Annotated in this window: 30 protein-coding genes and 1 tRNA gene; 12 read left to right on the forward strand and 19 right to left on the reverse strand. The window is 66.1% G+C overall.

The features are described 5' to 3' along the window. Nucleotides 1–89: 89 nt before the first annotated feature. Both LT972_RS00380 and LT972_RS00385 read left to right on the forward strand, forming a co-directional pair. A complete protein-coding gene (locus tag LT972_RS00380) occupies nucleotides 90–1739 on the forward strand; it encodes a sensor histidine kinase (RefSeq protein ID WP_232571210.1) in 1650 nt (549 codons plus the stop codon). Between the two features lie 33 nt (nucleotides 1740–1772). After that, a complete protein-coding gene (locus LT972_RS00385; protein ID WP_232571211.1) occupies nucleotides 1773–2513 on the forward strand; it encodes a ParA family protein in 741 nt (246 codons plus the stop codon). Here LT972_RS00385 and LT972_RS00390 read toward each other — a convergent pair. After that, on the reverse strand, nucleotides 2510–3016 hold the full coding sequence (locus LT972_RS00390; protein ID WP_232571212.1) for a DUF7858 family protein: 507 nt from the start codon (nucleotides 3014–3016) through the stop codon (nucleotides 2510–2512). The two genes, LT972_RS00385 and LT972_RS00390, sit on opposite strands and share 4 nt — an antisense overlap. Nucleotides 3017–3188: 172 nt before the next feature. Between LT972_RS00390 and LT972_RS00395 the strand changes: the two genes are divergently transcribed. Next, nucleotides 3189–3482 (forward strand): TFIIB-type zinc ribbon-containing protein, encoded by a 294-nt coding sequence (locus LT972_RS00395; protein ID WP_232571213.1) that lies wholly within the window; start codon nucleotides 3189–3191, stop codon nucleotides 3480–3482. A 293-nt stretch (nucleotides 3483–3775) separates the two neighbouring features. Then, nucleotides 3776–4576 carry a HEPN domain-containing protein gene (locus LT972_RS00400; protein ID WP_232571214.1) on the forward strand — a complete coding sequence of 267 codons (801 nt, stop codon included), beginning with the start codon at nucleotides 3776–3778 and terminating at the stop codon, nucleotides 4574–4576. Nucleotides 4577–4976: 400 nt separating this feature from the next. Here LT972_RS00400 and LT972_RS00405 read toward each other — a convergent pair whose 3' ends face one another. The 6 genes from LT972_RS00405 to LT972_RS00430 all read right to left on the reverse strand — a co-directional run bounded on the left by LT972_RS00405 (nucleotide 4977) and on the right by LT972_RS00430 (nucleotide 7583). Continuing rightward, on the reverse strand, nucleotides 4977–5297 hold the full coding sequence (locus tag LT972_RS00405) for a MarR family transcriptional regulator (RefSeq protein ID WP_232571215.1): 321 nt from the start codon (nucleotides 5295–5297) through the stop codon (nucleotides 4977–4979). After that, the gene (locus tag LT972_RS00410; protein ID WP_232571216.1) at nucleotides 5290–6018 is read right to left on the reverse strand and encodes a hypothetical protein; all 729 of its coding nucleotides are present in this window, start codon (nucleotides 6016–6018) and stop codon (nucleotides 5290–5292) included. Before LT972_RS00410 ends, LT972_RS00405 begins: the two co-directional genes overlap by 8 nt. Nucleotides 6019–6104: 86 nt before the next feature. Beyond that, entirely contained in the window at nucleotides 6105–6821 is a 717-nt protein-coding gene (locus LT972_RS00415; protein WP_232571217.1) for a hypothetical protein, read from the reverse strand. 2 nt (nucleotides 6822–6823) lie between these two features. After that, the gene (locus LT972_RS00420; protein ID WP_232571218.1) at nucleotides 6824–7075 is read right to left on the reverse strand and encodes a hypothetical protein; all 252 of its coding nucleotides are present in this window, start codon (nucleotides 7073–7075) and stop codon (nucleotides 6824–6826) included. Next, nucleotides 7072–7362, reverse strand: a complete 291-nt coding sequence (locus LT972_RS00425) for a hypothetical protein (RefSeq protein WP_232571219.1) — start codon at nucleotides 7360–7362, stop codon at nucleotides 7072–7074. The genes LT972_RS00420 and LT972_RS00425 overlap by 4 nt, the downstream gene beginning before the upstream one ends. After that, entirely contained in the window at nucleotides 7362–7583 is a 222-nt protein-coding gene (locus LT972_RS00430; RefSeq protein ID WP_232571220.1) for a helix-turn-helix domain-containing protein, read from the reverse strand. Before LT972_RS00430 ends, LT972_RS00425 begins: the two co-directional genes overlap by 1 nt. Nucleotides 7584–8142: 559 nt before the next feature. Here LT972_RS00430 and LT972_RS00435 point away from each other — a divergent pair. Together LT972_RS00435 and LT972_RS00440 are read left to right on the forward strand one after the other, a co-directional pair. After that, nucleotides 8143–8844, forward strand: a complete 702-nt coding sequence (locus tag LT972_RS00435) for a hypothetical protein (protein ID WP_232571221.1) — start codon at nucleotides 8143–8145, stop codon at nucleotides 8842–8844. 343 nt (nucleotides 8845–9187) lie between these two features. Next, complete coding sequence (locus LT972_RS00440; protein ID WP_232571222.1) at nucleotides 9188–9742, forward strand: hypothetical protein; 555 nt, start codon at nucleotides 9188–9190, stop codon at nucleotides 9740–9742. 4 nt (nucleotides 9743–9746) lie between these two features. Here the strand turns inward: LT972_RS00440 and LT972_RS00445 are convergent, their stop codons facing one another. Further along, nucleotides 9747–9980 (reverse strand): hypothetical protein, encoded by a 234-nt coding sequence (locus LT972_RS00445; protein ID WP_232571223.1) that lies wholly within the window; start codon nucleotides 9978–9980, stop codon nucleotides 9747–9749. A gap of 71 nt (nucleotides 9981–10051) precedes the next feature. Then, entirely contained in the window at nucleotides 10052–11068 is a 1017-nt protein-coding gene (locus LT972_RS00450) for a tyrosine-type recombinase/integrase (RefSeq protein ID WP_232571224.1), read from the reverse strand. Between the two features lie 183 nt (nucleotides 11069–11251). On the opposite strand from LT972_RS00450, the gene LT972_RS00455 reads away from it, so the two are divergent. Further along, nucleotides 11252–11980 (forward strand): transcription initiation factor IIB, encoded by a 729-nt coding sequence (locus LT972_RS00455; protein ID WP_390226288.1) that lies wholly within the window; start codon nucleotides 11252–11254, stop codon nucleotides 11978–11980. On the opposite strand, the gene LT972_RS00460 is transcribed toward LT972_RS00455, so the two are convergent. From LT972_RS00460 to LT972_RS00485, 6 genes are read right to left on the reverse strand one after another with little or no spacing between them, the layout of a single operon-like run. Beyond that, nucleotides 11962–12618 (reverse strand): MinD/ParA family ATP-binding protein, encoded by a 657-nt coding sequence (locus LT972_RS00460; RefSeq protein WP_232571226.1) that lies wholly within the window; start codon nucleotides 12616–12618, stop codon nucleotides 11962–11964. The genes LT972_RS00455 and LT972_RS00460 overlap by 19 nt on opposite strands. Beyond that, nucleotides 12615–13115: a DUF7857 domain-containing protein gene (locus tag LT972_RS00465; protein ID WP_232571227.1), complete on the reverse strand. Its 501-nt coding sequence runs from the start codon at nucleotides 13113–13115 to the stop codon at nucleotides 12615–12617. The genes LT972_RS00460 and LT972_RS00465 overlap by 4 nt, the downstream gene beginning before the upstream one ends. A gap of 26 nt (nucleotides 13116–13141) precedes the next feature. Continuing rightward, nucleotides 13142–13969: a DUF7856 family protein gene (locus tag LT972_RS00470; protein ID WP_232571228.1), complete on the reverse strand. Its 828-nt coding sequence runs from the start codon at nucleotides 13967–13969 to the stop codon at nucleotides 13142–13144. Further along, on the reverse strand, nucleotides 13966–14304 hold the full coding sequence (locus LT972_RS00475) for a DUF7855 family protein (RefSeq protein WP_232571229.1): 339 nt from the start codon (nucleotides 14302–14304) through the stop codon (nucleotides 13966–13968). Before LT972_RS00475 ends, LT972_RS00470 begins: the two co-directional genes overlap by 4 nt. Nucleotides 14305–14351: 47 nt before the next feature. Beyond that, nucleotides 14352–14630 (reverse strand): DUF7854 family protein, encoded by a 279-nt coding sequence (locus LT972_RS00480; protein ID WP_232571230.1) that lies wholly within the window; start codon nucleotides 14628–14630, stop codon nucleotides 14352–14354. Next, nucleotides 14630–18310 carry an LAGLIDADG family homing endonuclease gene (locus tag LT972_RS00485; RefSeq protein ID WP_232571231.1) on the reverse strand — a complete coding sequence of 1227 codons (3681 nt, stop codon included), beginning with the start codon at nucleotides 18308–18310 and terminating at the stop codon, nucleotides 14630–14632. Before LT972_RS00485 ends, LT972_RS00480 begins: the two co-directional genes overlap by 1 nt. Nucleotides 18311–18430: 120 nt before the next feature. Between LT972_RS00485 and LT972_RS00490 the strand changes: the two genes are divergently transcribed. Together LT972_RS00490 and LT972_RS00495 are read left to right on the forward strand one after the other, a co-directional pair. Then, a complete protein-coding gene (locus LT972_RS00490; RefSeq protein WP_232571232.1) occupies nucleotides 18431–18838 on the forward strand; it encodes a DUF7522 family protein in 408 nt (135 codons plus the stop codon). Nucleotides 18839–18950: 112 nt separating this feature from the next. Next, a complete protein-coding gene (locus LT972_RS00495) occupies nucleotides 18951–19244 on the forward strand; it encodes a DUF7526 family protein (protein WP_232571233.1) in 294 nt (97 codons plus the stop codon). Here the strand turns inward: LT972_RS00495 and LT972_RS00500 are convergent, their stop codons facing one another. Next, nucleotides 19245–19625 carry an archaellin/type IV pilin N-terminal domain-containing protein gene (locus LT972_RS00500; RefSeq protein ID WP_232571234.1) on the reverse strand — a complete coding sequence of 127 codons (381 nt, stop codon included), beginning with the start codon at nucleotides 19623–19625 and terminating at the stop codon, nucleotides 19245–19247. It abuts the gene before it with no gap. Between the two features lie 111 nt (nucleotides 19626–19736). Between LT972_RS00500 and LT972_RS00505 the strand changes: the two genes are divergently transcribed. Further along, nucleotides 19737–20348: a cupredoxin domain-containing protein gene (locus LT972_RS00505; protein WP_232571235.1), complete on the forward strand. Its 612-nt coding sequence runs from the start codon at nucleotides 19737–19739 to the stop codon at nucleotides 20346–20348. Nucleotides 20349–20425: 77 nt separating this feature from the next. Beyond that, nucleotides 20426–22171, forward strand: a complete 1746-nt coding sequence (locus LT972_RS00510) for a PGF-CTERM sorting domain-containing protein (protein ID WP_232571236.1) — start codon at nucleotides 20426–20428, stop codon at nucleotides 22169–22171. A 54-nt stretch (nucleotides 22172–22225) separates the two neighbouring features. Here LT972_RS00510 and LT972_RS00515 read toward each other — a convergent pair whose 3' ends face one another. Together LT972_RS00515 and LT972_RS00520 are read right to left on the reverse strand one after the other, a co-directional pair. Next, a complete protein-coding gene (locus tag LT972_RS00515; protein ID WP_232571237.1) occupies nucleotides 22226–23233 on the reverse strand; it encodes an ATP-binding protein in 1008 nt (335 codons plus the stop codon). Between the two features lie 192 nt (nucleotides 23234–23425). Then, nucleotides 23426–23498: transfer RNA gene (locus LT972_RS00520), tRNA-Pro, on the reverse strand. Between the two features lie 86 nt (nucleotides 23499–23584). Here LT972_RS00520 and LT972_RS00525 point away from each other — a divergent pair. Further along, nucleotides 23585–23854 (forward strand): pro-sigmaK processing inhibitor BofA family protein, encoded by a 270-nt coding sequence (locus LT972_RS00525; protein ID WP_232571238.1) that lies wholly within the window; start codon nucleotides 23585–23587, stop codon nucleotides 23852–23854. Here the strand turns inward: LT972_RS00525 and LT972_RS00530 are convergent. After that, on the reverse strand, nucleotides 23851–25905 hold the full coding sequence (locus LT972_RS00530; RefSeq protein ID WP_232571239.1) for a DEAD/DEAH box helicase: 2055 nt from the start codon (nucleotides 25903–25905) through the stop codon (nucleotides 23851–23853). The two genes, LT972_RS00525 and LT972_RS00530, sit on opposite strands and share 4 nt — an antisense overlap. Between the last annotated feature and the right edge of the window lie 92 nt (nucleotides 25906–25997).

Genomic DNA, 25997 nt, shown 5'->3' on the forward strand with positions numbered 1-25997 from the left:
GCGCCGTCCGGTGTCGCCCCGACGGCGCGCGCGCCGACCGAACATCCAAGAGGGCTCGGCCCGGTATCCCACCAGAGGCATCCTAATCCGTGTCGAGTATCGACCCGCTGCTGGCCGCGTACGTCGCGTCGTTCACCGTCGCGGCCGTCGTCTGCGTCGCCAGCGTCCCGCGCGCCCGCCGCGTCGACCACGCCGACACCCGGCGCGGCTTCGTCGCGCTCCTCCTGACGAGCGCCGGCTGGGCTATCGCACAGGTCGGCTTCCTGCTCGCGCCCGGCCCCGAGGCGAAGACGGCGTTCCACATCGCCGGCCTCGTCGTCGGCTTCAGCACCGTCGGCGCGTGGCTCTACTTCTGTTCGGCGTACAGCGGTCGTACTCTCCACCGCGACCCGCGGTACCGGCGCGCCGCGATGGCGGTGTTCCTCGCCGTCGTCGCGGTGAAAGTCACCAACCCGGTTCACCACGTCTACTTCACCACCTCGGTCGCCAGCGCGCCGTTCCCGCACGTCGTCGTCCACAACAACGCCGTCCACTGGGTGGTGTCGGGGCTGGCGTACGCGCTGTCCGCCGTCGGCTACTTCATGCTGTTCGAGTTGTTCGACCAGACGAGCCTCGACACCCGCCCGCTCACGGGACTCGCGGCGCTCACCGCGCTCCCCGTGGCGTTCAACGTCGTCGGCTACGCCACGCCGCGACTCGTCGACATGACGTACGAACCCATCGGCGTCGCGGCGTTCGCGGTCGGCGTCCTCTACGTGTTCACGGAGCGCTTCCAGGCGATACGGCTCGCCGGCGAAGTCGACGACCCCGTCGTCTTCGTCGACGAGAACGGCCGAATCAGGGACTACAACGAGAAGGCCCGCGAACTGTTCCCGGCGCTCTACGGCGCCGACGGCGAACCGCTCGCCGAGGTGGCGCCCGCCGTCGCGGACGCCGTCGGCGACGAGGACGAAGTTCTCGAATTCGAAGACGGCGGGCGCACGCGGTACTTCCTCGTCACCGCGAACCCGTTCTCGGTGGGCGCCACGCGCCTCGGCCGGATGCTGTTGTTCTCGGACGTCACGCGCAGCGAACGCCACCGCCGCGAACTCGAACGCCAGAACGAACGCCTCGGCCAGTTCGCGAGCATCGTCAGCCACGACCTCCGCAATCCCCTGAACGTCGCGAAGGGCCGCCTCGAAATCGCCCGCGAGGGACGCGACGACGAGAACCTCGACGCCGTCGCGAACGCCCACGACCGCATGGAGGCGCTCATCGACGACGTGCTCGCGCTCGCGCGACAGGGCGAGACCATCGGCGACACCGACGCCTGTGACCTCCGCGCCCTCACCGAGGAGAGCTGGGAGACGGTCGCGACACCCGACGCGACGCTCGTCGTCGCCGACGAACTCCGATTCGAGGCGGACGCCGACCGCCTCCGGCAACTGTTCGAGAACCTCTTCCGGAATTCGGTCGAACACGCCGGCGAGGACGTGACCGTCACCGTCGGCGCGCTCGACGGCGCAGGCGGGTTCTACGTCGCGGACGACGGTCCCGGCGTTCCCGAGGACGACCGGGAGTCGGTCTTCGAGGCGGGCCACACCACCGACCCGGACGGCACGGGGTTCGGGCTCGCCATCGTCAAGAGCATCGCCGAGGCTCACGGCTGGCGGATTCGCGTCACCGACGCCGACGGCGGCGGCGCGCGCTTCGAAGTCAGGGGCGTCGCCGTCGCCGAGCCCGCGACCGCGAACGACTAAATTTTAGTACGAAAACAGAGCGAAGTTACTGGCATGGAGCCACGAACTGCCGCCTTCGTCGGCGTCGCCGGCGGGGCCGGCACCACCCGTCTCGCCGTCGAGACCGCCGCCGCGCTCGCCCGCGACGGCGCGTCCGTCGGCGTCTTCGACGCCGCGTTCGCCACGCAAGGTCTCTCCCAGTACGTCGACGGCCGCATCGACACCGACGCCACCGCCGTCTTCGCGGGCGACGCCGCCCCCGCCGACGCGCGCCACGACCTCGTCGCCGACGCGCCCGGCACGGTCGCCGCGTACCCCGCGTTCGCGCCGTTCGCGCGCCTCGCCGACGCGAAGACGCCGGCCGCCGCCGAACGCCTCGGCGGCGCGCTCGACGACCTGACCGACGCCCACGACTACGTGCTCGTGGACGCGCCGCCGGTCGCCGCGAACCAGGCCGTCGCCGCTGTCACCGATTCCGACCGCGTCCTCGCCGTCGCGCCGCCCGGCGACCGCGGCGTCGACAGCCTCCAGCGCGCCCGCGGCCGCCTCGCCGACGTCGGCGCCGAGTTCGACCTCGCGGTCGCCAACCGCGTCTCGGAGGCGCCGCCGGACGCCGACCTCGCGATTCCGGCACACGACGACACCGGCGTCCCCGACGACCCCGCCGCCCTATCGGAGTCTGGTGACTTCGCGGCGTCGGTCGCGGCGCTCGCCGAAGCCGCCTTCGTCGCCGAGATAGCCGCCGACTTCGAGAACGAGTCGCTGGTCGCCGCCGCCCGCGAGAAACTCCCCTAACCGGACTCGGGGAGCGTCGCCCCGAGCGCGTCCCGTTTGTCGACCATCGCGTCCGACGCCGACGACAGCGCGCTCTCCACCGCCTCCGCCGCGCCCGCGAGTTCGTCGTGGGTCGCGACGTACGCCGCGAGTGCGAACTCGCGTTCCGACGCGCCGGTGAGTTCGATTGCCTCGGCGCGCGTCAGCCGCGCGTCCAGCCAGTCGTTCAGGATGTTCCGCTGGAGCGGCGAGAACGGCGTCACGCCCGCGAACCCGAGCCGATGGAGCGCCTTCGTCGCCGTCGTCGGCGCGACGCCGGCCGCTTCGGCGGCGTCCCCGACGCTCCCACCGCTGGTGTACGACTCCGCGATTGCGGCCGCCGCCGACGGCGCACACGGCAGGTCGCCGTCGAGCGCCGCGAGCCGGTCCGCGAGCGGTTCGTCGGTGCGGTCGACGCTCGCCACCCCGCGGTCGCGCTGGCGCGTCGTCACCGTCACCCCCTCCGCGATGTCCGACAGTCCCATGCGCGTTCGTTTTCGCGTACGCGACTTAAAATTTCCACCTCGAAACGCGAATAGACGGCCGCGCGCGTCTCGAACGTACCGGTGACCGGTACGCTCTCGCGGCGGCTGGCGGCCGATTTCCCTCGATTCGTCCTACGCTTAAATACTACTTCGGCGCCAATCTCGAAGTACGATGAGTCAGTCAGCGAACTGCCCCGAATGCGAGGGCGTCGTCCGCCGACAGAACACCGAACGCGTCTGCGCCGACTGCGGGCTCGTCGTCGACGAGGACCGCATCGACCGCGGTCCCGAGTGGCGCACCTTCGCCGACGACGACGGCACCAACCCCGAACGAACCGGCGCGCCGCTTATACGACCATGCAGAGAACGGCTCGTAACCACGCCCCGATGCCGCGCCGTCTTGGAGTTTTCACCGCTAGATACGGGTAAGTATCGAACGGGAAAACTGGGTTCGGTCGCGGCGTGAACGCGGGGGCGCGCCGTCATGGGCTTTGCAATAACTAATCCTAGTCTGCTAGATAAATATCTTGGGGGCCGAACCGAGAACTACGGATTCATTTCTCCAACGCCGAGTACCGCGTTGCAGTCGGGACACATGAGCAATAGCGCTTCCTCTCCCATTCCTTCTACATCCACCCTATGAGGGTGCGTCTTATTCACCGTGCTATCGCAACTGGGGCAATTAGCAGTAGGCACACCAACGACTCACACACTAATGAGTCATATAATCTTATGAAGAATAGGACATGAAAATCGGGCATGTCCGACGAAATCGAGTTCTCAGATGAGTTCGTTGAGAATTTCCTCGATAACGTGTTTGAGTATTGGTTTAACGATGCGCTTGAGGAGAAAGGGTTAGAGCGTGAGGATTTCGAGAAGGGTCAAGTGTTCTTGAAAAACCCGTTCGCCCTCTCTCAGTTTGAGGACTTAGAAGCGGACGATTCAGACGTTGAGGTTTACGTGAACGATGATGCGGAGGTGCGAGTTCAAGCAGAACTGGATACGGATAGAGACATCGAGGCGGGCGACCCCATCTATGCATACGAAGTGGAGGGGTTCGAGGAGGTGATATTAGATGAGGAGCAAGAGGACTACGGTCATGTCACCGTCGCGGACATGGGTCAGTTGGGGTGGTTCTTTAATTTCGATTTCAGATATAATCGCTCGTACCAGGGACCGCTAACTGAGGCCGCAGATGAGTTTATCGACACGGCAGAATACGCCAAGGAGAATGAGAAATGGCGGGTATTCGTGGAAAACGCCTTCCACGCGGCGGAGCGCATGATGAAGATTGACGTGATTTTCATGGGTTGGTCCGCGGAAACACATGGGGACGTGCAAGCCCGATATTCTGACCTCGTTGACATGGGGATAGGGAACCCTGACCTATACGACGTTTTCAACCAACTCAAGGGTAAATATCGGTTCTCCGCCAGTTACGTTGACCCCCGCGGCGACGTAGATGAGCGGGAATTTGATTTCGGTGAGGAGGAGGCTGAGGAGTTCTTATCGGTAATCAAGGAACATCGGGAGTACCTAGAGGAGGAGGACGGCGAATAAGCGCGGCCCAGTTTATACGTGGTGCTCGACGTGTTGACCACTGAGGGCGAGAGATTGGTGCTCGATGACCGCCCCGTCCGATGCCGTCGGTCGGCATCCGCAGGTGTTGGGTCCCTGCGCTCATGTTTGCGTCCGCAGTCCGCAGTTGGGTGGTTCCGTCCGCCCCACACACGCTTTTCTGCGACTCGTTTTTCGTACATCAAACACGACGGAGCCACGGCTATGCCGATTTGAATACGTAAAAAGTCCGCCACGTTCGTGGCCCTTCAACGGCCCTCACTCTCACCGCAGTAATCTCCCGCACCGCTCCGCCTCCGCACGGACGTACTCCACCGCCGCCCCAGGTATATGAATTAACGTCTACTATGATACTTAAGTGAAGTAAGAGGCGGGCCGCCCCTCAGATGAAGTCCTCAAGTCCTGCGGGGTCCTCCTCCTCGAAGTCCGCAAGGAGTTTCTGATTTCGCCCGACGGCGGTTGATTTCTCGCGGCCCGTCCGCACCGTAATTTCTAACTCATCCATCGCCTGCTGAACCGATTGCTGAGTAATTCCGAAGGCGCGACCTATCTCCGCCTGCGACATCTTCTTTTCGTGGTGGAGGAACGCTAACACCCCGCGGTCCCACCACGGCTTATCGAGTTCCACCAAGCGACGGAGGATTTCATCGTGAGCCACGCGGATATTCCAGTGGTGGTCCTCGTTGGTGTATGGCTCACGCATCGTCCTCACCTTCCCAGTGGACTGCGCGAGCGTTCTCGATGCTAAAGCCGTACTCCTCCGCTAGTTCGACCACGGCAGGGTCATCGACTAACCGCCGCTCAAGGAGGGCCGCCAAGGGACCGTCATCGTCCGCCAGGGCCGCCAGATTATCTAGCGTTTGACCCACGCCCTCGCGGTCATCGAGCGAATCGAGACGGCGGAGCGCGCCACTGAGCGGCTCATCGACCGACTCACTCGCCTGCGCCAACCGCGTGGCCACGTGTGCGTCTCGGGCCACGATTGCCGCGCCAGTGATGACCTTCTCCAGGGAGTGGCCCGTGCAATCCGTTCGGGCAACGATTTGCCGTGTCTCGTTGCGGGTTGCGCTACGGACGTTGAGGCGGTCGCACACGGTGTCCGCACGGTGCATCTTGAAAATGTGCTCCGTGCGTCCGTCCGAATCGACCGCCCGATTGCGGATTTTTCGTGCCTCCTCATGGTCGTACTCCCGACCGTCGTAGGAAATCCAGCCTTCATCGAGACGGCGGAGACGGTCCCACTTGGCGGAGTCGCAATCGCTGGCGGCAATCTGACCCCCTAATCCGTCGTCCTCGGGGTCGTCCGCTCGAAGGTCGAACCGTTCCGCATCCCACTGACCATCCGACCAACCGCGGTCGGTGTCCTCGGGGTCCCTCGATAGTCTATGCTCCTCGGTGCTCGTGTGTTGGGTCTGCGTACTCATGGTCTGAGTGCGTTGGTGCTGATTGCGTTGCGCTTGGGACGTGCGACGCACCGCCACACCCGACCGATACCGTGGTCGTTAGACCCTCACTCGAAATCCGAAGTCGAAACCGTGAGGCCACTCGACGGGGAGGTATCGCCACTCTCGCTAAAGTCGTGCGTGGCCCCTCCCAGGCGTAGCCTCTCGGAGTCGCCCCCTTCGGTGTCCTCACTACTGATAAGGGCGACATCCTCCAACGCGGAACGGATTTCCGCCTCCGTGACGGACCAACGGGGCTTATCCCCGCCCCGTCCCGCGTTCATGCCGTCCTCAAGGATTTCCTTGATTTCGGAAATTCCCGCTCCGCATCGGATATAAAGGTGCTCAAGGAGCCGCGCATCGGCGTACACTGGGGTCCGAAGGTGCTCCACGTCGATGACCCCGTGAAGGGGCACCTCGATGACGCCCTCCCGCTCCACCGAATCGAACGAACTGCCTGCGGTCGGTTCCTCCACGTCGTGGAGGTGGAGGGCGGTGCGGACCTTGCCCTCCGTCGTATCGAGTTCCGCGGCAAGGTCCTCCACGGACCCAACGAGTTCGTGGCCCGCCAGGGCCGCCACGTCCGCCCCCGCATCGGGCGTGAGGGGGTCATCGGGGTACTCCTCATACGGACGGTCAAGAAGGGGTAGCCCCTCCTCGAATCCGACCGCCTCCTCGGGTTCAAGGAACTCATCCACCTCCTCGGGGCGGTCCTCTCGCGGGCCGCCGTCTCGATTGCTGGCCTTTGCCTCCTCGATTGCCGTGGTGTCCATGTGCGTGGTCATGCTCAGTTACCTCCGTCCCAAACGACGTGGTACGTTACGCCGCGTTCATCGTCCGTGAGGAGTTTCTGCGCGTCCTCAGGGGCGTGCTCCCCCTCGTACACGACGGCGGAGGTGGGGCGGGAGCCGCGCACCTCGATTCGAGCCTCTTGCGGCTCACCGTCCTCACCCCACCGCCGTGCAACGATTTCAACGCCCTCGATTTCCTTCGGAATCGTGACGTGCGTTTTCTGCGCGGGCCAGAAACTCCGTTTCATGCTCCACCTCCGTATGCGGAGAGTGGGACGGCGTACCAAACCGCCGCGTGCTCCACATCCGTCGCAAGGACCTGCGCGCCGTCCTCGATTTCACTTTCCCCGATGCCCGTGCTCAGTAGGACGTACTCCGCGAGTTCGCCACTCCCGACCACGGTCATCTCGAATCGAGTACCGCCCGCGGACCCCCGATAGTCGTGCCAGGCGTCAACGCGCCCGACCGTCTTGGGGAGTTCCACCGTGTCGCCCTCCTCGGGGTTCTCGATGGGGACCGCCTGAATCTCACTCATCAGAAATTCACCCCGCCGTCATCGTGCGATTCGCCAACCTCCTCCGCAACGAGGTTGCGGCACGCCACGTCGATGACGTGGCCGAGTGCTACCGATTCATCCCCGAAAACCGCATCACGGGTTGCCTTTGCCGTCGCCAGTTCATCTGCGCTAAGGCGGACACGCTTCTTACGAGTCATAACTTGCAGTAATCTCCTCTCAGTTGGGGTCACGTCGAACACGCCTTATAAGTGCCACGCGCGTTCACCGCGTCTCCTCACTTACTGCGTAATAAAAGTGAGAGACGGGCGATTTCGGGCGTCTCGGGGAGTGGTCCTAATGCCACTCGCGTTCAACGCTTTCCCTTCACGTAATGCGTAGTCAGAGTGTCCCTTTTAAAGAGAATCGGCCAGGTTTCCCCAGGTTCAATCAAACTTGCCCGCCGCCCGCGTGTTCCTCGATGCGACGGCACGGCGGGCGGGGAGGGCCGCCCCTTACTCGCTTAAGTGTGGTAATTGACGTAATATCATATACCTGGGGACGGCGGGGAGATAGGGCCGTGGCGGTGTGAGGGACTGAGGACCGTTGATGCGGGCTTGAGTCGCTTATCCGTGGTCATCGACGTGACGTTACACGTGAGAATAAGCGAAATCGGCGCGCTCAAGATTCAACTCCCCAGTCCGTGGTGGGACGGGCGAAACTCGTTGCACGACGGATGGGGTCAAACGTCTGGCGAAAACGGCCCGCAACGACTCTCATACCCAGTTAGAACGGCGATTTAGCCCACTTATTGACCAAACTATGACGACGAAATGCCCGACCTGCGGTGAGGAATACGAGAGAATCGCGCAACACTACGCTTTCAACGAGGACCACCGCCCCGACCTGAGTGATGACCAACTCGATACCGTGCGGTTTCTCCTCCTCGATGGGGCCACGGTCGAGACGGAGGGCGCGCACCACTCGATTACGCATTACTCGACCGACGTGGAGTTTCTGAAAGCGGCGGCGGCCCGTCTCGGGGACCTGGTTACGAGTCTCCGCCTTGAGGCGACGGCGGCAGAGCAGGCGGAGCACCTGGCGGCTAAGTACCCCGACATGGACGTGACGGCGGAGCAGTGTGCGGACCTATACGCGCTCCGCACGATGCCGCATCCGCGCCTCGATGCCTACGAGGGCGGGGAGGATGTTACGGAGTTAACCCCCAACGTCATGACGTGGTTTATCGAGTTCCACGGCGGCTATCACGGCTCCGCTATTCTCCCGTCACTCCACCTCGATACGAGGGACACGGGCGTTAGTGGGGACCACCTCCGTCGGCTCTTTCACGATTACGGGATTCAGACGGGGCGACTCGCGGAGGGCGACGGCGAGACGTTTTTCGTCCCGTCGGCACGGGAGGGCGTGGTGTCGCTCCCCAAGAAGGGCATCGACCAACTGCGAGACGTGTTCGGCATCGACATCAACCCCGCAGAGGACCAACGAAATCACGTGGTTGCATAGCATACTCGATGAAGGGCCAGAATCTCGATTAGCGGGGTCGAAAAGGCCAAAATCCCGATTAGCGGCGTGGCGTTCGGCTCACTCACCTACCTACGAACGGGCCGATTCGAGGTGGGTGATATTCTTCAAGGTAATGCACACGCCTCAGATGCGGCAACATCCTCCGCGTAACCGAACGAGTTGCATCGGAACTCGGTCGCACCCCACCCTACTCCCCCCGTCAAGATTAGTGAGCAGACGGGTCCCATACGCGGGTGGGGTAGGGGTGGATTCGCGCCCGCCACGTGAGTCGAATCTATCCAGGGGGTAATCTAGTAGTGTTTGGATAGTGAATGTTCCCAGTATGCTAATTGACCTACTCCCAACGTCGCTCGCGGCCCTCATTCCTGAACTCTCCTTGCTCCTCATCGGGTATGTAGTGGAGAAACACTACGTTAGCCGTGTGACGTGCTTCACGAACGTGCTGGCCCTCAACGTTCATTTCCTGACCGTCGGAGAGTCGGGGCTATGGCTTGGGCTATATGCTGACCTTGGTTTGCTCCTCGGGGCTTGGGGTTTCCTCCACTACATGGAACAGGAAAGTCTCAGTAGGGACTACTATCAAGTATCACATATCCTATATTCGTCTCTCGTCGTTGGGGCGATTATTCTATACCCTCACATCGAGTGGATTTTCTCTGCTATTCTCGGGGACGGCTCCCTTCCCGCGATAGGAGTGGTGGGTATAGCGGTGCTCATCAACCTCGCATTATTGGACGATGAGGACCAACTTCATTACCGACTCGCACGCGACATCAGGGTCAACGAGTTCATCGTGAATAGCCCAACGCTCGAAGTAGACCTTGGAGACGGCTATTTCACTCGGAGACACTTGGAGGACTGGTTTAGAGTGAAATAGCGGCTCAGAATCCTTGGTCATCAACCCACGACCAAACCAGTAACCCGCCGAAAACCAGGGCGAGTAGAATTATCAAGGGAAAGTTGGGGACGGCTATCTGCGGAATAACGGGGAGGACGCACGCTTTCATATTGAATCCAGGCTCTCCAAGATGAGGGATGCAGGTTAGAAGCATGAGGCCCGCTATGATGACCCCAATAGCGCCCGCCACGCCTATGGCTCTCTCAATCGGCCCCATGTATTGCGAAAATGTCCCGCATCCGATAAGCCTTCGGAGGAATTGAACGGTGAGGAGAGAGATTTCTGCGGTTAGATGTCCTCCACGTACTCCCGACGGCGGTTCATTTTACCCTCCTTTGAGGCGGCATCGTAGTGCGCATCAATCACGTCGGGGGACACGTCCATGCGGTCGCTCACCGCGACCTTCGGAACGTCGTTATCCAGGTGATGCGTGATTGACCCACGACGGATAGGGTGTGCGCTCACCGCATCGGGGCACTGAGAGGCCTTATCGTAGTCCGTCCGCGCCTCGCAGTCCATCGGGTCCTTATCGTGGGGGCACTCCCCTGCGTAGATGCAGGGCCGCGTGAGGCGGTATGCAGTCCGCCGAATCGTGACCTTCCCCATCCGTCCGTTCTTGGTCGTGATGAGGGGGTCGCGGCCATGCTCATCGGTCGCGTTCTCCCGCTTGCGTTCGAGGTAGTCATCTATCACCTCGCACTCCGCATCACCCAAGGCAATCATGCGCTCCCCCGCCTCCTTATTCTTGAGCGGGGTCCCCGTATCGGGCCGATGAACCAACTCTAACGCTCCTTTCCGTGGATAGTAGTCCTCAACATCGAGGGCGCGGAGGCCGCCCGTCCGCATCCCCGTTTTCCAGAGTACGAGGAACGCCACGTGGTCGCGTGAAGCGTACTCGAACCGTTCGAGGAAATCGAGGATGGAACGGGCGCGTTCGGCGGAGAGGGATTCATCCCGCCGATTCTCGTACTTATCGAGGGACGGGAGTAGGACCTTCTCGTGAAGGTTCGAGGGGACTGCATCAATCCGCCCGCAAAAGTCGATGAAGTGGCGGATGTTGGACATCTGCGAGCGGAGCGTGACGTTATTCAAGTCCCCGTCCTCGCGCCGCCACTTGCGATAGTTCATCAAGTCGCGGCCATCGAGGGTGTTCATGTTCTCGATGTCCTCCTCTCCGCACCACCGCACGAAGTGGCGTAGTTGGTACTCGCGGGTTTGAACCGTACTCTCGGCCTTCTCGGTACGGATTGCTTCAAGGTACTGGGCTTTCGCTTCTGCTGGCGCTATGGGCTTTAGGTCCGACATGGTTTGACTCTGCAAAGCCCGTGAGGCGCGCCGATTCGCGGTCTGGTTTCTCGCGGCGTGGGTGTTTGCCATCTGGTGTCATGGTCACGGCTATCGGTTGGGGTACTCAACGGAGCAATTCCGTACCCGTCGGTAACGGGTGAGTCTTGGTAATAATTAGGCTCCGTTTGATGTTTAATCTGCATGAAGCGGCAACATAACCCGCATAACCGCATGGGTTCGCCGCTCACTCGCTCCCGACACGACCGCGGCCTCTCCACGGAAATCGGTCGCTCCACCCGGCTGAAGGGACGCAAGCGACGGAAGTTCGCGCGCCTCCGCCGCCAGCACAAGCGCGCGAACATCTCCTCGAAGGCGGAACGGAATCAGGTGTACGGCTTCACCGAGATTCGGCGCCTCGTCGGCGCGCTCGGCCTCCCGCGGAGCGTGCGCGACCAGGCCTGCGCGCTGTTCGACTCCGCGCAGAGCGAGGACCTGCTCCGCGGGCGCACCATCGAGGGGTTCGCCGCCGCCGCCGTCTACGCCGTCTGCCGGACGAACGGTCTCTCCCGCACGCTCGCCGAAGTCGAAGCCGTCGCGCGCGGCGACGAAGCCGAACTCTCGGCCGCCTACGACGCGATGAACCGCGACCTCGGCCTGCCGACCGGCCCCATCGACCCCCGCGACTACCTCCCGCGGTACGCCGACGAACTCGACCTCCCGACCGACGTGGAACGGCGCGCCCGCGAACTCGTCGAGACCGCCGAGGACCGCAACCTCGTCTCCGGGAAGAACCCCAGCGGCGTCGCCGCCGCCTGCCTCTACACCGCCGCCGACGCCGCCGACGTGCCTGTCACGCAGGCCGATGCGGCCGCCGTCGCCGACGTGACGCCGGTGACGCTGCGCTCGACGTACTACGACTTGCAGGACTGAACGCGACCCGCGAGCCGAGCGACCTGTTCTGCCGCCGCCGTCTCCGGCGCCGCTTCCCGAACCGGCCGCCCGGTCTCCAGCGTCGCCGCCAGCGCCTCGGACTCGGGCACCGAGACCACCGGCGCGCCGAGCGCGTCCGCCACGGCGTCCGCGGCGTCGCTCGCGCGATTGAACACCACCGCCGCCAGCCCCGCGTCCAGTTCGACCGCGAGCGACCGCGCCCGCAGCGCGTCGGCGAGCGCCGCGCGGTCCGGCGTCGTCACAACCACCGCAGCGTCCGCCGCCAGCAGGGGGAGGCCCACGTCAGCGCTCAGGCCCGCCGGACAGTCGACGACGACGTCGCCGTAGGCGTCGGCGGCCTCGCGGAGCGCACCGACGAGGCGTCGCGGGTCGCCCTCGCGGGCGCCGGCGAGCGTCCGCCCGCACGGGAGGATTCGCACCGCACCGGTCTCGCGGACGGCTTCGACTGCGCTCGCGCGACCAGCGAGCACGTCGTGGAGGTCCGGGCCGCGGCCCGCCGGCACGTCCGCCATTCCGAGGTCGGCGTCCACGAGCACGGCGCCGAGTTCGCCCGCGAGGCTCAGCGACACCGTCGTCTTTCCGACGCCGCCCTTCCCGCCGCAGACCGCGAGAATCACTCGTCGACCGCCTCCCGGAGCCGAGTCGCGCGCGCCGCGAGCGCCGCCACGCTCTCCCGGTCGGCGTCCGTCGCGTCGCCGTCCGTCGCGCGCTCGGAGACGCCCGACAGCCACGCTCGCGTCTCCTCGGGGACCGCTTCGGCGGGCGGCGTCACCGCGTCGCGGGGCGGACGCGGGTCGCCGAGGTCGGCGACGGCTTCGGCGGTCGTCGGCACGCCGTCGGCGGCGCGCTCCGTCCACGCAACCTCGGCAGGAGGCGACCCCGGCGCGCCGGGCGTCGCGTACCCGAGCGCGCGGCGGCCGCCCGGTTCGACGACCCCTTCCCAGCCGCCGTCGTCCCACCCCGGCGCGGGCAGGTCGCCCTCCCTCGGGGGCCACACCGCGCCAGCACACCGGTTCGCGACGCGCACCCGGACCGGGTGGTCGTCGTCGTTGTGGACGAGCACTGCGACGAGTGTCACGCCGTCCCGTCGGTAGACCTCCGTCTCCAGTCGCATGGCCCCAGGTGGCCGCGCGCTCGGATTTAAACCTCCACCAGCAACACGGGCGCGTCGAGTGCGGCCCGCGCCCTGGACGCGTCGCCGAACACGTCGCCGGCGACGACGAGTGGCGCGCCGGGTCGCGCGAGTCGCGCGACGGCACAGGCCGCCGCCACGTCCGGCCCGTCGAACTCGCGTGGTGCGGCGGGAGAACCGGGAACGGGGAGCGCGCGCAACGCACGGCGGAACGACTCGCCGTACTCGTCGACGAGCGCGCGGCGCGCGTCCCGCCGCAGATTCTCCCGGCGGTCTTCGAGCGCGAGGCGGCGCTCCCGAGTGTCGCGTGCGCTCCGGGCGCGGTCGCGCGCCGCGGCCAGCGCCTCCAGAGCGGCGTGGTGGTCGGTCTCGGCGTCCGCGAGTTCGCGGTTCACCGCCCGAAGCGCCTCCTCGGCCCCGGACGCGTCGCGTCCCGCGTCCCGCGCCGCCTCGACTCGCCCGCTCGCCCGCGCCACCTGCTCGCGGAGCGCGTCCACGTCCGCCGCCGCGTCCGCGACGCGCTCTCGCGCCGCTTCGAGGTCCACGCTCGGCGCGTCGAGGGCCGCAAGTTCTGCTTCCACGCGCCCCAAACCGCGGTCGTACTCGGTGCGCGCGCCCCTGCTCCGCGCGGCGTCCGCGACGGCCGCCGGGACGCGAACCGAGACGCCGCGGTGGAGGAAGCCGACGCGCTCGTGGACGGCCCGGGGCGGCGCGCCCACCACGCGGTCGTCGCTCGGGTCGCGGACGGCTTCCAGAACTGTTCCGGCGTCGACCCCCGTGTTCCGCAGGTCGAAGGACTGGCCGGTCGCGTCGACGGCCCCGAACGCGACTCTCATAACTCGGCGTCGCGCAGGTCGTCGGGCGCCGGATGGTCGGTGCCCGCTGCGAACTTCGCGTACGGCGTGCTCGCGGCGTCCCGGTTCTCGTACGCGCTCGCCGCCTCGCGCACGCCGTCGGGCACGTCCGCGAACTCGTTGAGCGGCGCCGTGCGCTCGACTTGCACGTCGTCCGCGTGTTTCTCCCGCAGGCGGAGCGCGTGGAACGCCCCGAACTCCGTCTCGGCGAGCAACGCGGCGCGCCCGAACCGACGCACGACGCAGTCCTCGTGGGTTCGACAGACGTTCCGCAGGCTCTGTCTCGCCGCCCGCGAGTACGTCACGACCAACAGCACTAATCGAGCGTTATCGTAGCGCTAAAAATTACTTTCGAACTACGGAATCAACCGGCGCGCTCGACGCGGAACTCCGGGACGGCACCGTCGATGCGCGCCGCCACGCGCTCCTCGGCTTCGTCTGCCGACGACGCGACGACCACGACGCCTTCCACTTCCGGGTCGCCGGTCGCGCGGTACGCCGTCACGTCGTCGCCCTCGAACTCCGTCGCGTACGTCCGGAGCACGCCGAGCACGCGGTCCTCCACGTCCCCGAGGCTGGCGTCGCCGTCCTCGAAGTCCGCGAGCGCGTCCTCGACGTTCCGGAGCGCGGAAATTCGGTCCATCAGATGCTCCGGAGGTGGTCCTTGTTCGGCTGGTAGAGTTCGCCCTTCTCCTTGAGTTTCTCGATCTCGTGTTCGGCCTTCTGGGCGTCCATTCCGACCTCCTCGGCCCTGTCGAGCACCTCCTCGATGGGCGCGCCCTCGTCGAAGTCGTCCTCGATGTCCTTGATGAGGGCTTTGACGTTCTTGATTCGGTCGCGCTGGGTCTTCGTCGTCCCCGTCTCTATCATGTCGGCGTCGTACTCGCCCGTCTCCGGGTCGACGCCGATGTCCTGCAGGCACGACCGCACGATGGTGATGACGCGCTCCGCGTCTTCCTCCTCGACGGTGTCCGAGAGGCGCAGACGCGCCGACGCCTCCGCCAGCCGAACGATGGCCTCCAGTTGCCGCGCCGTCACCGGAATCGCCGAGTCCTCGCCCTGCCCCTTCGACCGGAGGTCGACGTAGAAGTCCTCGATGGCCTGCTTGGCCTCCGGCGTCATCGTCGGGAAGCAGTTCCGGCGAGCGTACGCGATGTACTTCCGCAACAGCGGCGCCTCGATGGCCGGCGCCACGTCCTCGGTCTGCTCGGCGATTTCGTCCTCGCCGTGGTTCGCGTTCGCCAGCCGCTCGTTTTGCGTGTTCAGTTCGCCCGCGTAGTTCGTCTGGAGGATGTGCTGGGCGAGCTGGGCGTCCTCCTCGGGGTCCGGCTCGTCGGTCACCGTGAAGATGAGGTCGAACCGCGAGATGAGCGCCGGCTCCAGGTCGATCTGCTCGCCGATGGGCTCGTACTGGTCGAACCGGCCGTACTTCGGGTTCGCCGCCCCGAGCAGCGAACACCGCGCTTTGAGGGTGGCGTTGATGCCGGCCTTCGACACCGAAATCTTCTGCTGTTCGAGGGCCTCGTGCATCGCCGACCGGTCGTCGGCCGCCATCTTGTCCAGTTCGTCCACCGCCGCGACGCCCTGGTCCGCGAGCACGAGCGCGCCCGCTTCGAGCGTCCACTGCTGGCCGTCGCCGAAGTCGTCTCTGACAGCCGCCGCCGTCAAACCGGCCGAGGACGACCCCTTCCCGGAGGTGTAGACGGAGCGCGGCGCTATATGTTGGACGTACGATATGAGTTGGGAGTTGTGCGAGACGACACCGTTCGAGAGATAGGTGTGCGTGTCCTCGACTTCGAGGTCGTAAACCCACTCTTCGGCGGGCTCCACGGCCTCGATGGACTCGATGCGGTCCCACGAAACGTCGTTCCCGACGAGTTCGCGGAGGCGTTCGACGGCCAACTCGGCGGTGAGTGCCTCGTCGATGTGCGCTTTGAGGCCACTCTGTGCCGCCATCACCTTCCCGCCGTCCGGAACGACGTCGTTTCGCTCGTAGTAACTCACCGCGGTTTGTTCGACACCCATCTCGCTCGCGAGTGCTGACTGCGAGACGTTCAATTCGTTCCGAATCGACGTGACGTCGCTCCAATCTCCCGACTCGACGCTCTGTTTCGCGTCGCGGAGCCACGCGACGCGGTTCTCGAATGCGTCGACGACCTGTCGGAGACTGTCTCGACTCGGGTTCCGGTCGCCGCGCTCGTAGTGCTGGTACGTAGTCCTCGGGACGCCGCAGTCGGACTGCGAGAGTTCGAGCGTCTCGCGGACGCGATGAAGTTCCGCCCCGATTCCGGGAACGACATCGACGTTCGTGTTCGACGATTGGCCGTCGAACGCGTGGGACGCCGTCGATTTTCGCTCGGTAACGAACCCGACCTGTTCGACGTACCGTTCGAAGTCGTCACCCCCGATTCGGAGTCGGTAACTCCCGTTTTCTCGGGATTCGATGCTCGCAGTGATGTCGAACGCGAGCAACAGCGTACGGACGCCGTCGAGGAGTTCGCGACTCATCGAGGCGACCGTAATCTCGCGCTGTGTCGCCGAGACGTGGCCCTCGCTGTCGACGTACGCCCGGAGGAACGCTCGCTTCGTCTCCACCGTCGCGCGGCGAATCGCGTCAGGGACGCGTTGCTCCGCCGACCGTTCGAGAATCGCTGGTTCGAGATTCGCGAGGAAACTCGCGAACTCGCCCGAGTTACACCGAACGCGCTTCGCGGACGTCCCGGTTCGCGGACCGTCGACGGTGTAGTTGAGCCCGAGTTCGTCCAACGCGTCGGCGACGTCGTTGAGTATCTCCTCGTCCTGGTTCGTTACTCGAACGTCTCCGGTGTTGTTCTCACGGAGGACGGCGTGCCCTTCGGCGATGATGTACCCGACGAGACGCGCGAGCGACGTGGTCCACTCGTCGGGGAGGTCAAGCGAGACTGCGTTCCACGACTCGGATTGGCGGTATTCGACGTTCAGGGTGTCGTCACCGCGAGTGTCGAGGGTCCGCGGTGTCGCGACGAACTCGCCGCTGTCGAGTGTCTCTGCACGCCGGGCGGTGACGCCTCCGTCGCGTTGAACGAACAATGGATGGCTCGGCGTCACTTCGAGTTCGCGTCCGCTCGACGTGCGAATCCGGTACATCGTCTCGGGCGCCTCGCGTTTCCACACTTTTGTCGCTCGTCGCTCGGTGAGCGTGCCGTCCTCGCCCATCGACGGGAGCGCTATGTCGACCTCGTCGTAGACGCCGTCGTCGACGGGATTCGGGTCGTCAAGGTTCTCCTCAACGATGTCTCGAATCGGTCGCTCCGTGCCGTCCGCGAGTGTGACACGGGTGTCCCCGTCGACGCACTTCCCCGTACCCGGATCACCTATCAAGAGCATGTGGAGGTCGCCGCGGATGCGGGACTCGTCCGGGAGGTGTTTGGTGACGCCGGAGAACAACTGGAGCATCATCGCGAGCTTGGCCTGCCGGTGGCCGTAGATGGCGGGCGCCATGGAGTCCACCATCTGCTCGTAGATGTCCTCGCGCTCGGAGATTTCGACGATTTTCTGCTTGTCCTCCTCGGTGATGTCCATCTCCTCGAACTCCTCGTCCTCCACGACGATGGAGGAGCCCTCCATGTAGAGGTCGAAGACGGGGGACTCGGTGCTCTCCTCGCTCTGGTCGAGGCGGAGCACGCCCGTCGCGGTGATGTGGTCGCCGGGGCTCACTTCGCCCGTGATGTCGTCCTCGATGTGGATGTCGATGCTCTGGGGCGTCTCGCCGCCCGCGAGCCCCTCAGGGGACTCCTGAATCCGGAGTTTCTGGGAGTCCACGAACTCCGAGCGCTCGGGGTCGAGTTTGAACGGCCCCTGTCGCTCGCAGGACTCGCACTGGTAGGGCTCCTGGAAGCCCGCGTCGCCCTGCGGGACTTCGGTCTCCGCGCCGCAGCGCTGGCAGACGAACACCGCGGACTGAATCTTCGGCATCACGTCCGTCGCCTTCCGCACCATCCCCTGCACGCCGATGAGCGTGTTCAGGTGTTCCGCGCGGATGTCCCGAATCTCGGTCGACTCCTCCAAGCCGTGGACGCGAACGTGGGCTTGCCCGAGGCTCACGTCCACCGGGAGGTCGTAGAGGCGGAGCGCCTCCTCGGCGGCCTCGGTGAGCTGGTCGGGGTGGTTGATGAAGTCGTCGGCGAGGTCCGGGTCCATCTGGTAGAGGTCCCGCCAGTCGAGGTCGAGGGACTTCGACTCCCGCGGGTACTGGCGCGCGAGTTCCGCGACGTCGTCGCTGTAGTACCGGCGGTAGAACTCCTCGAATCGGTCGACGAGCTCCTGATTTGCGGCCTGCGCCATTCTGTCCAGATAGGGTAACGCGCGCTCGCCTATGAAGGTTCGCAAACGTGGAAGTAGACGTTCGCTTGGTCGTCGAACGCGCCTGTACGTTTATATCGGCACGCCGCGTCCTCGAATCGGATGACCGACGACGAAGCCCTGGTGGAGTTCGTTCGCGACGCGGCCGCCGACCGACTCCGCGGCGTAGTGCGGTACCACGAGGACGACTACCGGTTCCTCTACGAACGCGAGGACGCCGGATGGGGGCCCAGCGAAACGGCCGACGTGGAGCGGTTCGTCGACCAGTTCCGGCACGCCGAACTCGACGAGGTCGAGCGTACGCACCTCCTGAACGTCGGGAACCACCACGCCACCGTCCGCCTGTACGACGGCGCCGTCGTCATTCACTTCCCGCAGGGCGAGGGCGTCGGGACGCTCGTGAGTCTCGACCCCGAGGCGGCGTCCGACCTCGCGACGTTCGTGTCGTCGTGTCTCGGCCACCTCTACCGGGACTCCCCGCAGGTCGTCGAGAACGCGCCCGACTGGTGAGCGCCGACCACTCCGAACCGGAGTTGCGGTCCGGACGCTCGTCGTCCTCGTGGCCGGACGACACCCGGCCGCGTCGGGCAAGACTCATCCCCGTCGCTCGCGTCCTCCCGGTGTGACCGAGACGCTGCGCGCCGAAGTCGTCCACGTCGTCCCGCCCGACGAACTCGACGACGTCGACCTCCAGCCCGAACTCCGCGACCTCGCCGACGACCGGTACGTCGTCGTCTGCCGGAAGGGCGGGTCGCCGTCGTGGGTCGAGCGACTCGTCGCGTTCCTCCGCCGGCGCCCCATCGAAGCCGTGACCGTCGTCACGGACCGCGACTACGCCGAGGGCGCGGAGTTCACCGCCACCGTCGAAGCGACCGACATCGCCGGCGTCTACGAGGCCGTCGCGACGGACGCCTGACTACCGGTCTGAGAGGTCGACGGTCCGCTCCTCGATGATGCGTCGCGTCTCGTTGTTCACGGCGCGCACGATTATCTTCGTGTTCGCCGACGCCTGCCCCACGTCGCCGGGTACCCTGACGGTGCCGTTCACCGAATCGATGGTCGCGTTGCTGAGCGAGTTCCCGGTGGACACCACGAGGTGGGTGGCCGACCCCTCCTCCGTCCACAGCACGGTCGCTTCTTCGCCCGTCACGGCGATTTCCACGTCCGCGTTCACCGTGTCCTTGTTCAGGAACACGCCCGCGCCTACCGCGGCCCCGACGAGAACAGTGACGACGAGGAGCAACACGGCGCCCACGACGGGCGACGTGGCGCGTTCGTCCTCGTGGAGCGGTGGCATCACCCGGCAGTATCGGCGGCCGCGTTAAATGCGTACCCCTCCGCCTATCGCTCGTGATAGTCGTCGCCGCGATTCACAACGCCCAAGCGGAACGCGTGTCACGAAAACGACGTGAACCGCCGCCGATTCCTCGCCGCCAGCGGAGTCGCCCTCTCTACCGCCGCGGCCGGCTGTCTGTCCAGTCCCGGGTCCGCTGGCGACGACGCGCCAGCGTGCCCGCAGTCGGTGCCGCGCTTCGAACGCGCCGACTACGACGGCGACGTGCGCGTCGTCTGTGACGCCGCGAGCGACGACGCGCCGACCGACGAGAGCGCACTCGCGCCGACGCCGCGAACGACGGCATTCGGGGGCGACGCCGTCACCTTCGAGTTCGCGAACCGCCGCGACGAACACTACAACATCGACCCGCACGCGTGGACGATGCAGAAGCGCGTCGACGGCGAGTGGCGTCTCGCCGTCCCCACGCGCTCCTCGATGGGCGAGTCGTCGTCGCTCGCGCCCGGCACCACGTACACGTGGGCGCTCTCGTTCCCCTCGCAGGGGTCGTCCGAGGACCTGCCACTCGACGCCGTGTCGGGGGACTCGACGGCCACCATCCGTGGCCTCACGCCGGGGATGTACGCGTTCCACGTCTGGGGGTCGTACGGCGACGCTGGCGGCCACCCCGCCGGCAACGAACCAATCGTCGCGTACGCCGCGCAGTTCTCGCTCGAAGACGCGTAGCGACGCGCTCTCCGACCGAGATGCGCCGCGTGGCGCCCCACAAAGCGTTTACCTGCGAACAGTGTGACACGTAGTCGATGCCCTCCACACGTCCCGGTCGCAGAGCGCTGACGCTCCTCGTCGCACTCTGTGTCTGTGCTAGCGCAGCGACAGCGGCGACGGCAGCCGCCTCGCCGACGCGAACGAACGGCGCGGTGAACGGCTGTTTCCCCGGCGTCGACTCGGTCGAGCGCGACGAAGCCGTCGGGGACGCGGTCGAACTGGAGATGCTGCTCTGCTTCGAGGGGTCGGTCGCCGTCGACGGCCCCGGCTACACCGGGAACGTGACGCTCGGCGACGGCGAGAAGTCGGGGACCGTGACGCTCGAACTCGACACCGACGCGAACGACTCGGCCGCCTTCGGCGTCACCTCGGACTCCCTCGACGACGTACCGATGAACGCGACCGGCGACGGCGCGTTCGAACCCGGGAACTACACCGTCACCGTCCGCGACGGGAGCGGCGACGTGGCCGACACGGTCACCTTCGAACTCGACGCGCCGACCGCGCGCGACGTGACGCTGTGGCGCGCCCCGCTCGGCGCCGACGCCGACCTGCGGACGCTCGCCGCCGTCCGCGAGTCGCGAGCCACCGCCTCGCAGGTGGACTCCCGGCGCCGACTCGACGACTACGACAGCGACTCCCTCGCCGTCGCCACCAACGAGACGCTCGTCGTCGCGCTCCGCGCCGACGGCATCGAGGGCGCGATGACCGGCGCCGACGGCGACGCGCGAACCCGCTTCCGGACGGCGCTCCGCGAGACCGGCGGCGACTTCGCGCTCGTCCAGACGCCCGAGAGTACTCCCCCGAGTCGGCAACCGCTCACGCCGCCCGTGTTGAACAACACCGAGACGCGCGTCCTCCCCGACCACGCCAACGACACCTACTACCTCGTCGTGGACACCCGCGACCTCCGCGGGGAGTGGGGCGGAACTCACGGCGGCACCATCCACGTCGGCTCTCGGGACGGCATGGGGTTCGCCGCCCGCCTCTCGTTGCAGGGGTCGGGCGCTGACGGTGACTGGCCCGCCGACACCGTCGCCGCGGACTTCGAACTCGTGGCCGCGACGGTCTCGACGCCCGCGACCGCCGGCGACCGCACCGCCCTGACGCCGACCGCGAACGCCGGTCTCGTTGCGCGAACGACGCTCGCGGCGGGAACTGAAGTCACTGTCCGCGTCTCCGGCGCCGCGAATCGTACCGTCGACGCCACGGTGCGCGCTCGCAACGGCTCGGCGAACGTCGTGGTCGCACCCCTCGACCTCTCGGACGTCCCGGACGGTGCGACGCTCTCGGTGGCCTTCGAGCGCGGCGGCACGCGCCTCGACGAGAGCCGACTCACCGCCGTCGTCGCCGCCCCCACTGCCACGCTCCACGTCGAACCGGACGAGGACGAACTCTGGGTCCACCTGTCTGACGCTACTCACCCCACCGTCGTCGCGACGACGGCCGCGAACGGCACCGTCCTCGACACGCGTTCCGTCTCGCCCGAAGCCACGAACGACTCGACGGTGACGCTCTCCGTGACCGCGGGCGCCGACGCGAGTGCCGTCCGCCTCTACCACGACGCCGACCACTCCGGCACGCTCACGGACGCCGACGAGCGCTACCGGCGACACGCCGTCGAGCGCGAGACGACCACGCCGACGACCACGGAGACGACCGACGAACCCACCGAATCGACGCCGACGACTTCGCGCACCACCGACACGCAGACGCCCGGGTTCGGGGTTCTCGGCGCGCTCCTCGCGCTCCTCGTCGGTGTCGGTCTGCGGCGTCGATGACGAGTACGGTCGCGGGCACAGAGCCGGTGCGGGCCGCGCGAGAACGAGGTGTCGCTACTCGGTGTGGAGTTCGAAGCGGACGCCGCCGAGTGCGTCGCTGTCGTCGATTTCGATGCGCCAGTCGTGAGCGGTGACGATTTGGCGGACGCTCGCCATCCCCATGCCGATGCCCTTCTCGCCGCGCTTCGTGGAGAACCCCGGGATGAACACTTGGCCGCGGGCGTCCGGGTCGATGCCCGGACCGTCGTCCGCGTAGTAGAACCCGTCGCCGAGTGCGCCGATGCGAACCGTGGCGTGCTCGGAGCCGTGTTCCACGGAGTTCCCGACGAGGTTCTCTAGGAGTCGCTGGAGGGCGTCCCGGTCCGCGTCGACGGTCACCGGCTCGACTACGGTGTACGTCGTCGTGCTGGGCGGGTCGATGGTCCGCCACGCTCGCTCGAAGACGTCGGCGACGTCGACTGACTCGCGGTTTGTGACGATTTCCCGCGACCGGAGCGTCGTCACCAAGTCCTCGCGGAGGGCGTCGACTCGTTCTAACGCCTCGCTCGCGCGCTCCACGTGCTCCACGTCACCGGTCTCCAGCGCGAGTTCGAGCCGTCCGTTGACGGCGGAAATCGGGCTCTGGAGGTCGTGTGAGATGAAACTCGCGAACTCGTCGAAGCGCTTGTTCTGCTCTTGGAGTTCGCGTTTCTGCTGGCGCCGCTCGGTGATGTCTTTCGCGGAGACGAGCACCGTCGTGACCTCGCCGCTGTCGTCGGTCACCGGCCGGAACACGCCGGAGACGACGGCCGTCTCCCCGTCGCCGGCCGGGTGTTCGGCCTCGTACTCGACGTAGTCCCCGTCGGTCGCCTCGCGAATCCACTGCTTCACGTCGGCCTCGTGGTCCTCGCTCCACCACGGTGCCTCCCAGAACGGGATGCCGACGATTTCGTCGTGAGACTTGTCGACGTACGCGACTGCCGTCTCGTTGACCCGTTGCACCGTCCCGTCCGGGTCGAGCAACGCGACGAGGAGATTGGGGTCGTCGAAGAGCGCGTCGAACCGCTGTGAATGCTGTTCCACAGTCTGTTAGGCCTCGTTGACGGGAAACTCCTTGCACTGGACACTTAAGTAGTTTACACCCGTCTCGGTTCGTGCCGAGACGCGTTGAACCGGCGGCCGACCTCGCGCCGACCGGCGGTTCGGCGAACTGGTGACTGGCGACTCGAAAGCGGCGAAAAACGGCGGCGAACGCCGCCTCTGGCTTAAATAGTATGGGACCGCCCGAATTTGAATCGGGGTCACAGCGTCCCAAACGCTGAAGGATACCAAGCTACCCTACGGTCCCGCAAAACTACGTACCGCGGCGTCGCGTGTAAGGGTTTCGTTCGGCCTGCCACAACGGTTTTCGCGGCGGACGACAGACCCACTCGTATGGCGACGACACTGGAAATCGCGCTCGTGGTGGCGGTGTTGGCGGCGCTGTTCGGCGCGTATCGGTTGATTCGCGCGGTGAAGCCGTTCGTGGTGAACGCCGTCGTGGGACTGGTGGTGATTCTGGTGGCGCAGTTCTTCGGGGCGGAGGTGGCGGTGACGCCGCTGGCGTTGCTAATCGTGGCCGTCGGCGGGTTCCCGGGCGCACTGTTGGTGATTCTGTTGGCGTACGCGGGGGTGGCGTTCGCGCCCGCCGTCCTGTTCGTCTAGTCGTCTTCGCCGCGGAGTTCGAGGTCGGCGACGACGTCGTAGGGGTCGGTGCCCTTGCGGACGCCGTCGAGGATCTTGAACGCGGCGCCGGGTTCGAGGAAGTGCGTGGTGACGGCGCGCCCGAGCGGCGTCGGGTCGAAACTGTCGATGAACTCGTACTCGATGAGTTTGCCGAGCGCGTGCTTGGTGGGGACGTCGCCGAGCATGCGGTCGTTGAGGCGCTTGGCGGCCTTCCCGCCGACGGTGACGTTCGCGAGCGTCTCCTCGATGGCGGCGGTCTCGTCGTAGCGCGTGACGACGTCCTCCATCTCGCCTTTGAGGAGTTTGAACGCGATTTCCTCCTCGGTGCCCTCCATCGAGCCGTGGTAGGAGGCGTCCGGTTCGACGAGCATGTACACCTTCCCGCGGTCGTGGTAGTCGGGTCGGCCCGCGCGCCCGAGCATCTGCTCGAACTCCTGGACGGAGAGCCACTCGATGCCCATCGCGAGCGTGTCGAAGACGACCTGCGAGGCGGGGAAGTCGACGCCGGCGGCGAGCGCGGCGGTCGTCACGACGGCCGCGAGGTCCTGATTTCCGAATTTGCGCTCGACGGACTTGCGCTCGCCGTAGTCGAGGCCGGCGTGGTAGGGCCGCGAGGGGTAGTCGAGTTTCCGGGAAATCTCGTTGCAGCGCCGCCGGGAGTTCGTGAAGATGATGGTCTGGCCCTGGTAGCCTTTCGAGGACTCCTGGTCGAACTCCCGCCTGACGAGCTTGTTCTCGATGTCCGGCTTCTCCTTGCCGTCGGCGAACGTGACGTGGCGCTCGATGGGGACGGGGCGCTCCTCGAACTCCACGAGGTTCGCGCGCATGCCGTCGGCGAGTTCGCCGGGGTTGCCGACCGTCGCGGAGAGGTAGATCCACTGCGCGCCGCCGTAGTCGCTCCGGCGCTCCTCGCGTTGCTCGCAGTAGTGCTTGAGACGCGAAATCAGGCCGTCGAGGCGGTGGCCGCGTTCGTCTTCCTTGAGCGTGTGGACCTCGTCGATGACGACGGTGCCGATGTCGCCGAGGTTCTTGCCCGTGCGGAGCGCGTGGTCGATGCCCTCGTAGGTGCCGACGATGACGTCCGCGGAGGGGTCGAAGGCGTGGCCGTCGTCCCGAATCCGGGAGGAGCCGACGCGAATCGTGACGTTCGCGAGGTGGCCGTACTCGTCCTCGAAGTCCTCGTGTTTCTGGTTCGCGAGCGCGACGAGGGGGACGAGGAACAGCATCTTCCCGTCGCCCGAGAGGTGGCGGTGCAGGCCCGCCATCTCGCCGACGAGCGTCTTCCCGGTCGCCGTCGCGGAGACGACGAGCTGGTCCTCGCCGTCCACGAGGCCGTTCTCCACGGCGAGACTCTGGACGGGCAGGAGGTCGTCGAAGCGGTCCTCCAGTAAGCCCTGCAGGTCGGGGTGGAGGTCGAGGCTGTCGACGGGCACCGGTTCGATTTCGTCGGTGGTCGCGGACACCTCGTCGTACTTCGTGAGGTCGGGATCGAGGTTCCCCTCCAGTAAGCCCGTGATCTTCGCGAGGTCCTGTTCCTCGAACAGGAGGTCCTCCAGTCGCTCTTGGGCCGCACCGGAGACGTTCCCGTTGAAGGATAGCTCGCGCTCCAGTTCTCGCACCGCGCAGTCCCGGCAGATGTGCTCGCCGTCAGCCTCGATGGCGGTGTCCTCCGTGATGGGCGAGTACCGGCCCTTGCCGGCGCAGTACCGGCACGTCCGCACGACCTTCGCGTCCTGCTGGTAGGCGTCCAGCATCTCCCGCAGCTCCGCGCGGCCCGCTCGCGTCGTCTGCTGGCTGATGCGGATGCGGTCGGCGCGCCGCGCTATCTCCACGAACTGGTCGGGGTTCCGCGGCTCCTCGCCGCCGCCGGTCTTGATGCGGAACTTCCCCGGTCGGGGGCCGGCGTCCCGCTCTATCAGTTCGAGTTTCGCGCGGAACAGCCGGTCCCCGCCACGCTGGGCGACGGCGAGGTAGTCGTCGCCGGCCTCGTGGAGGAACAGGGTGTCCACGCGCTGTACCTGCTCAGACACGAATCCGGGTAGGAGAGCGCGCTATTTCAGCGGTTCGCTTGCGCGACTCACTCCACCAACTGGATGTCGTCGTCACCGACAGACTCGCGGTG

This window comes from Halobacterium litoreum (genome assembly GCF_021233415.1).
GTDB lineage: Archaea > Halobacteriota > Halobacteria > Halobacteriales > Halobacteriaceae > Halobacterium > Halobacterium litoreum.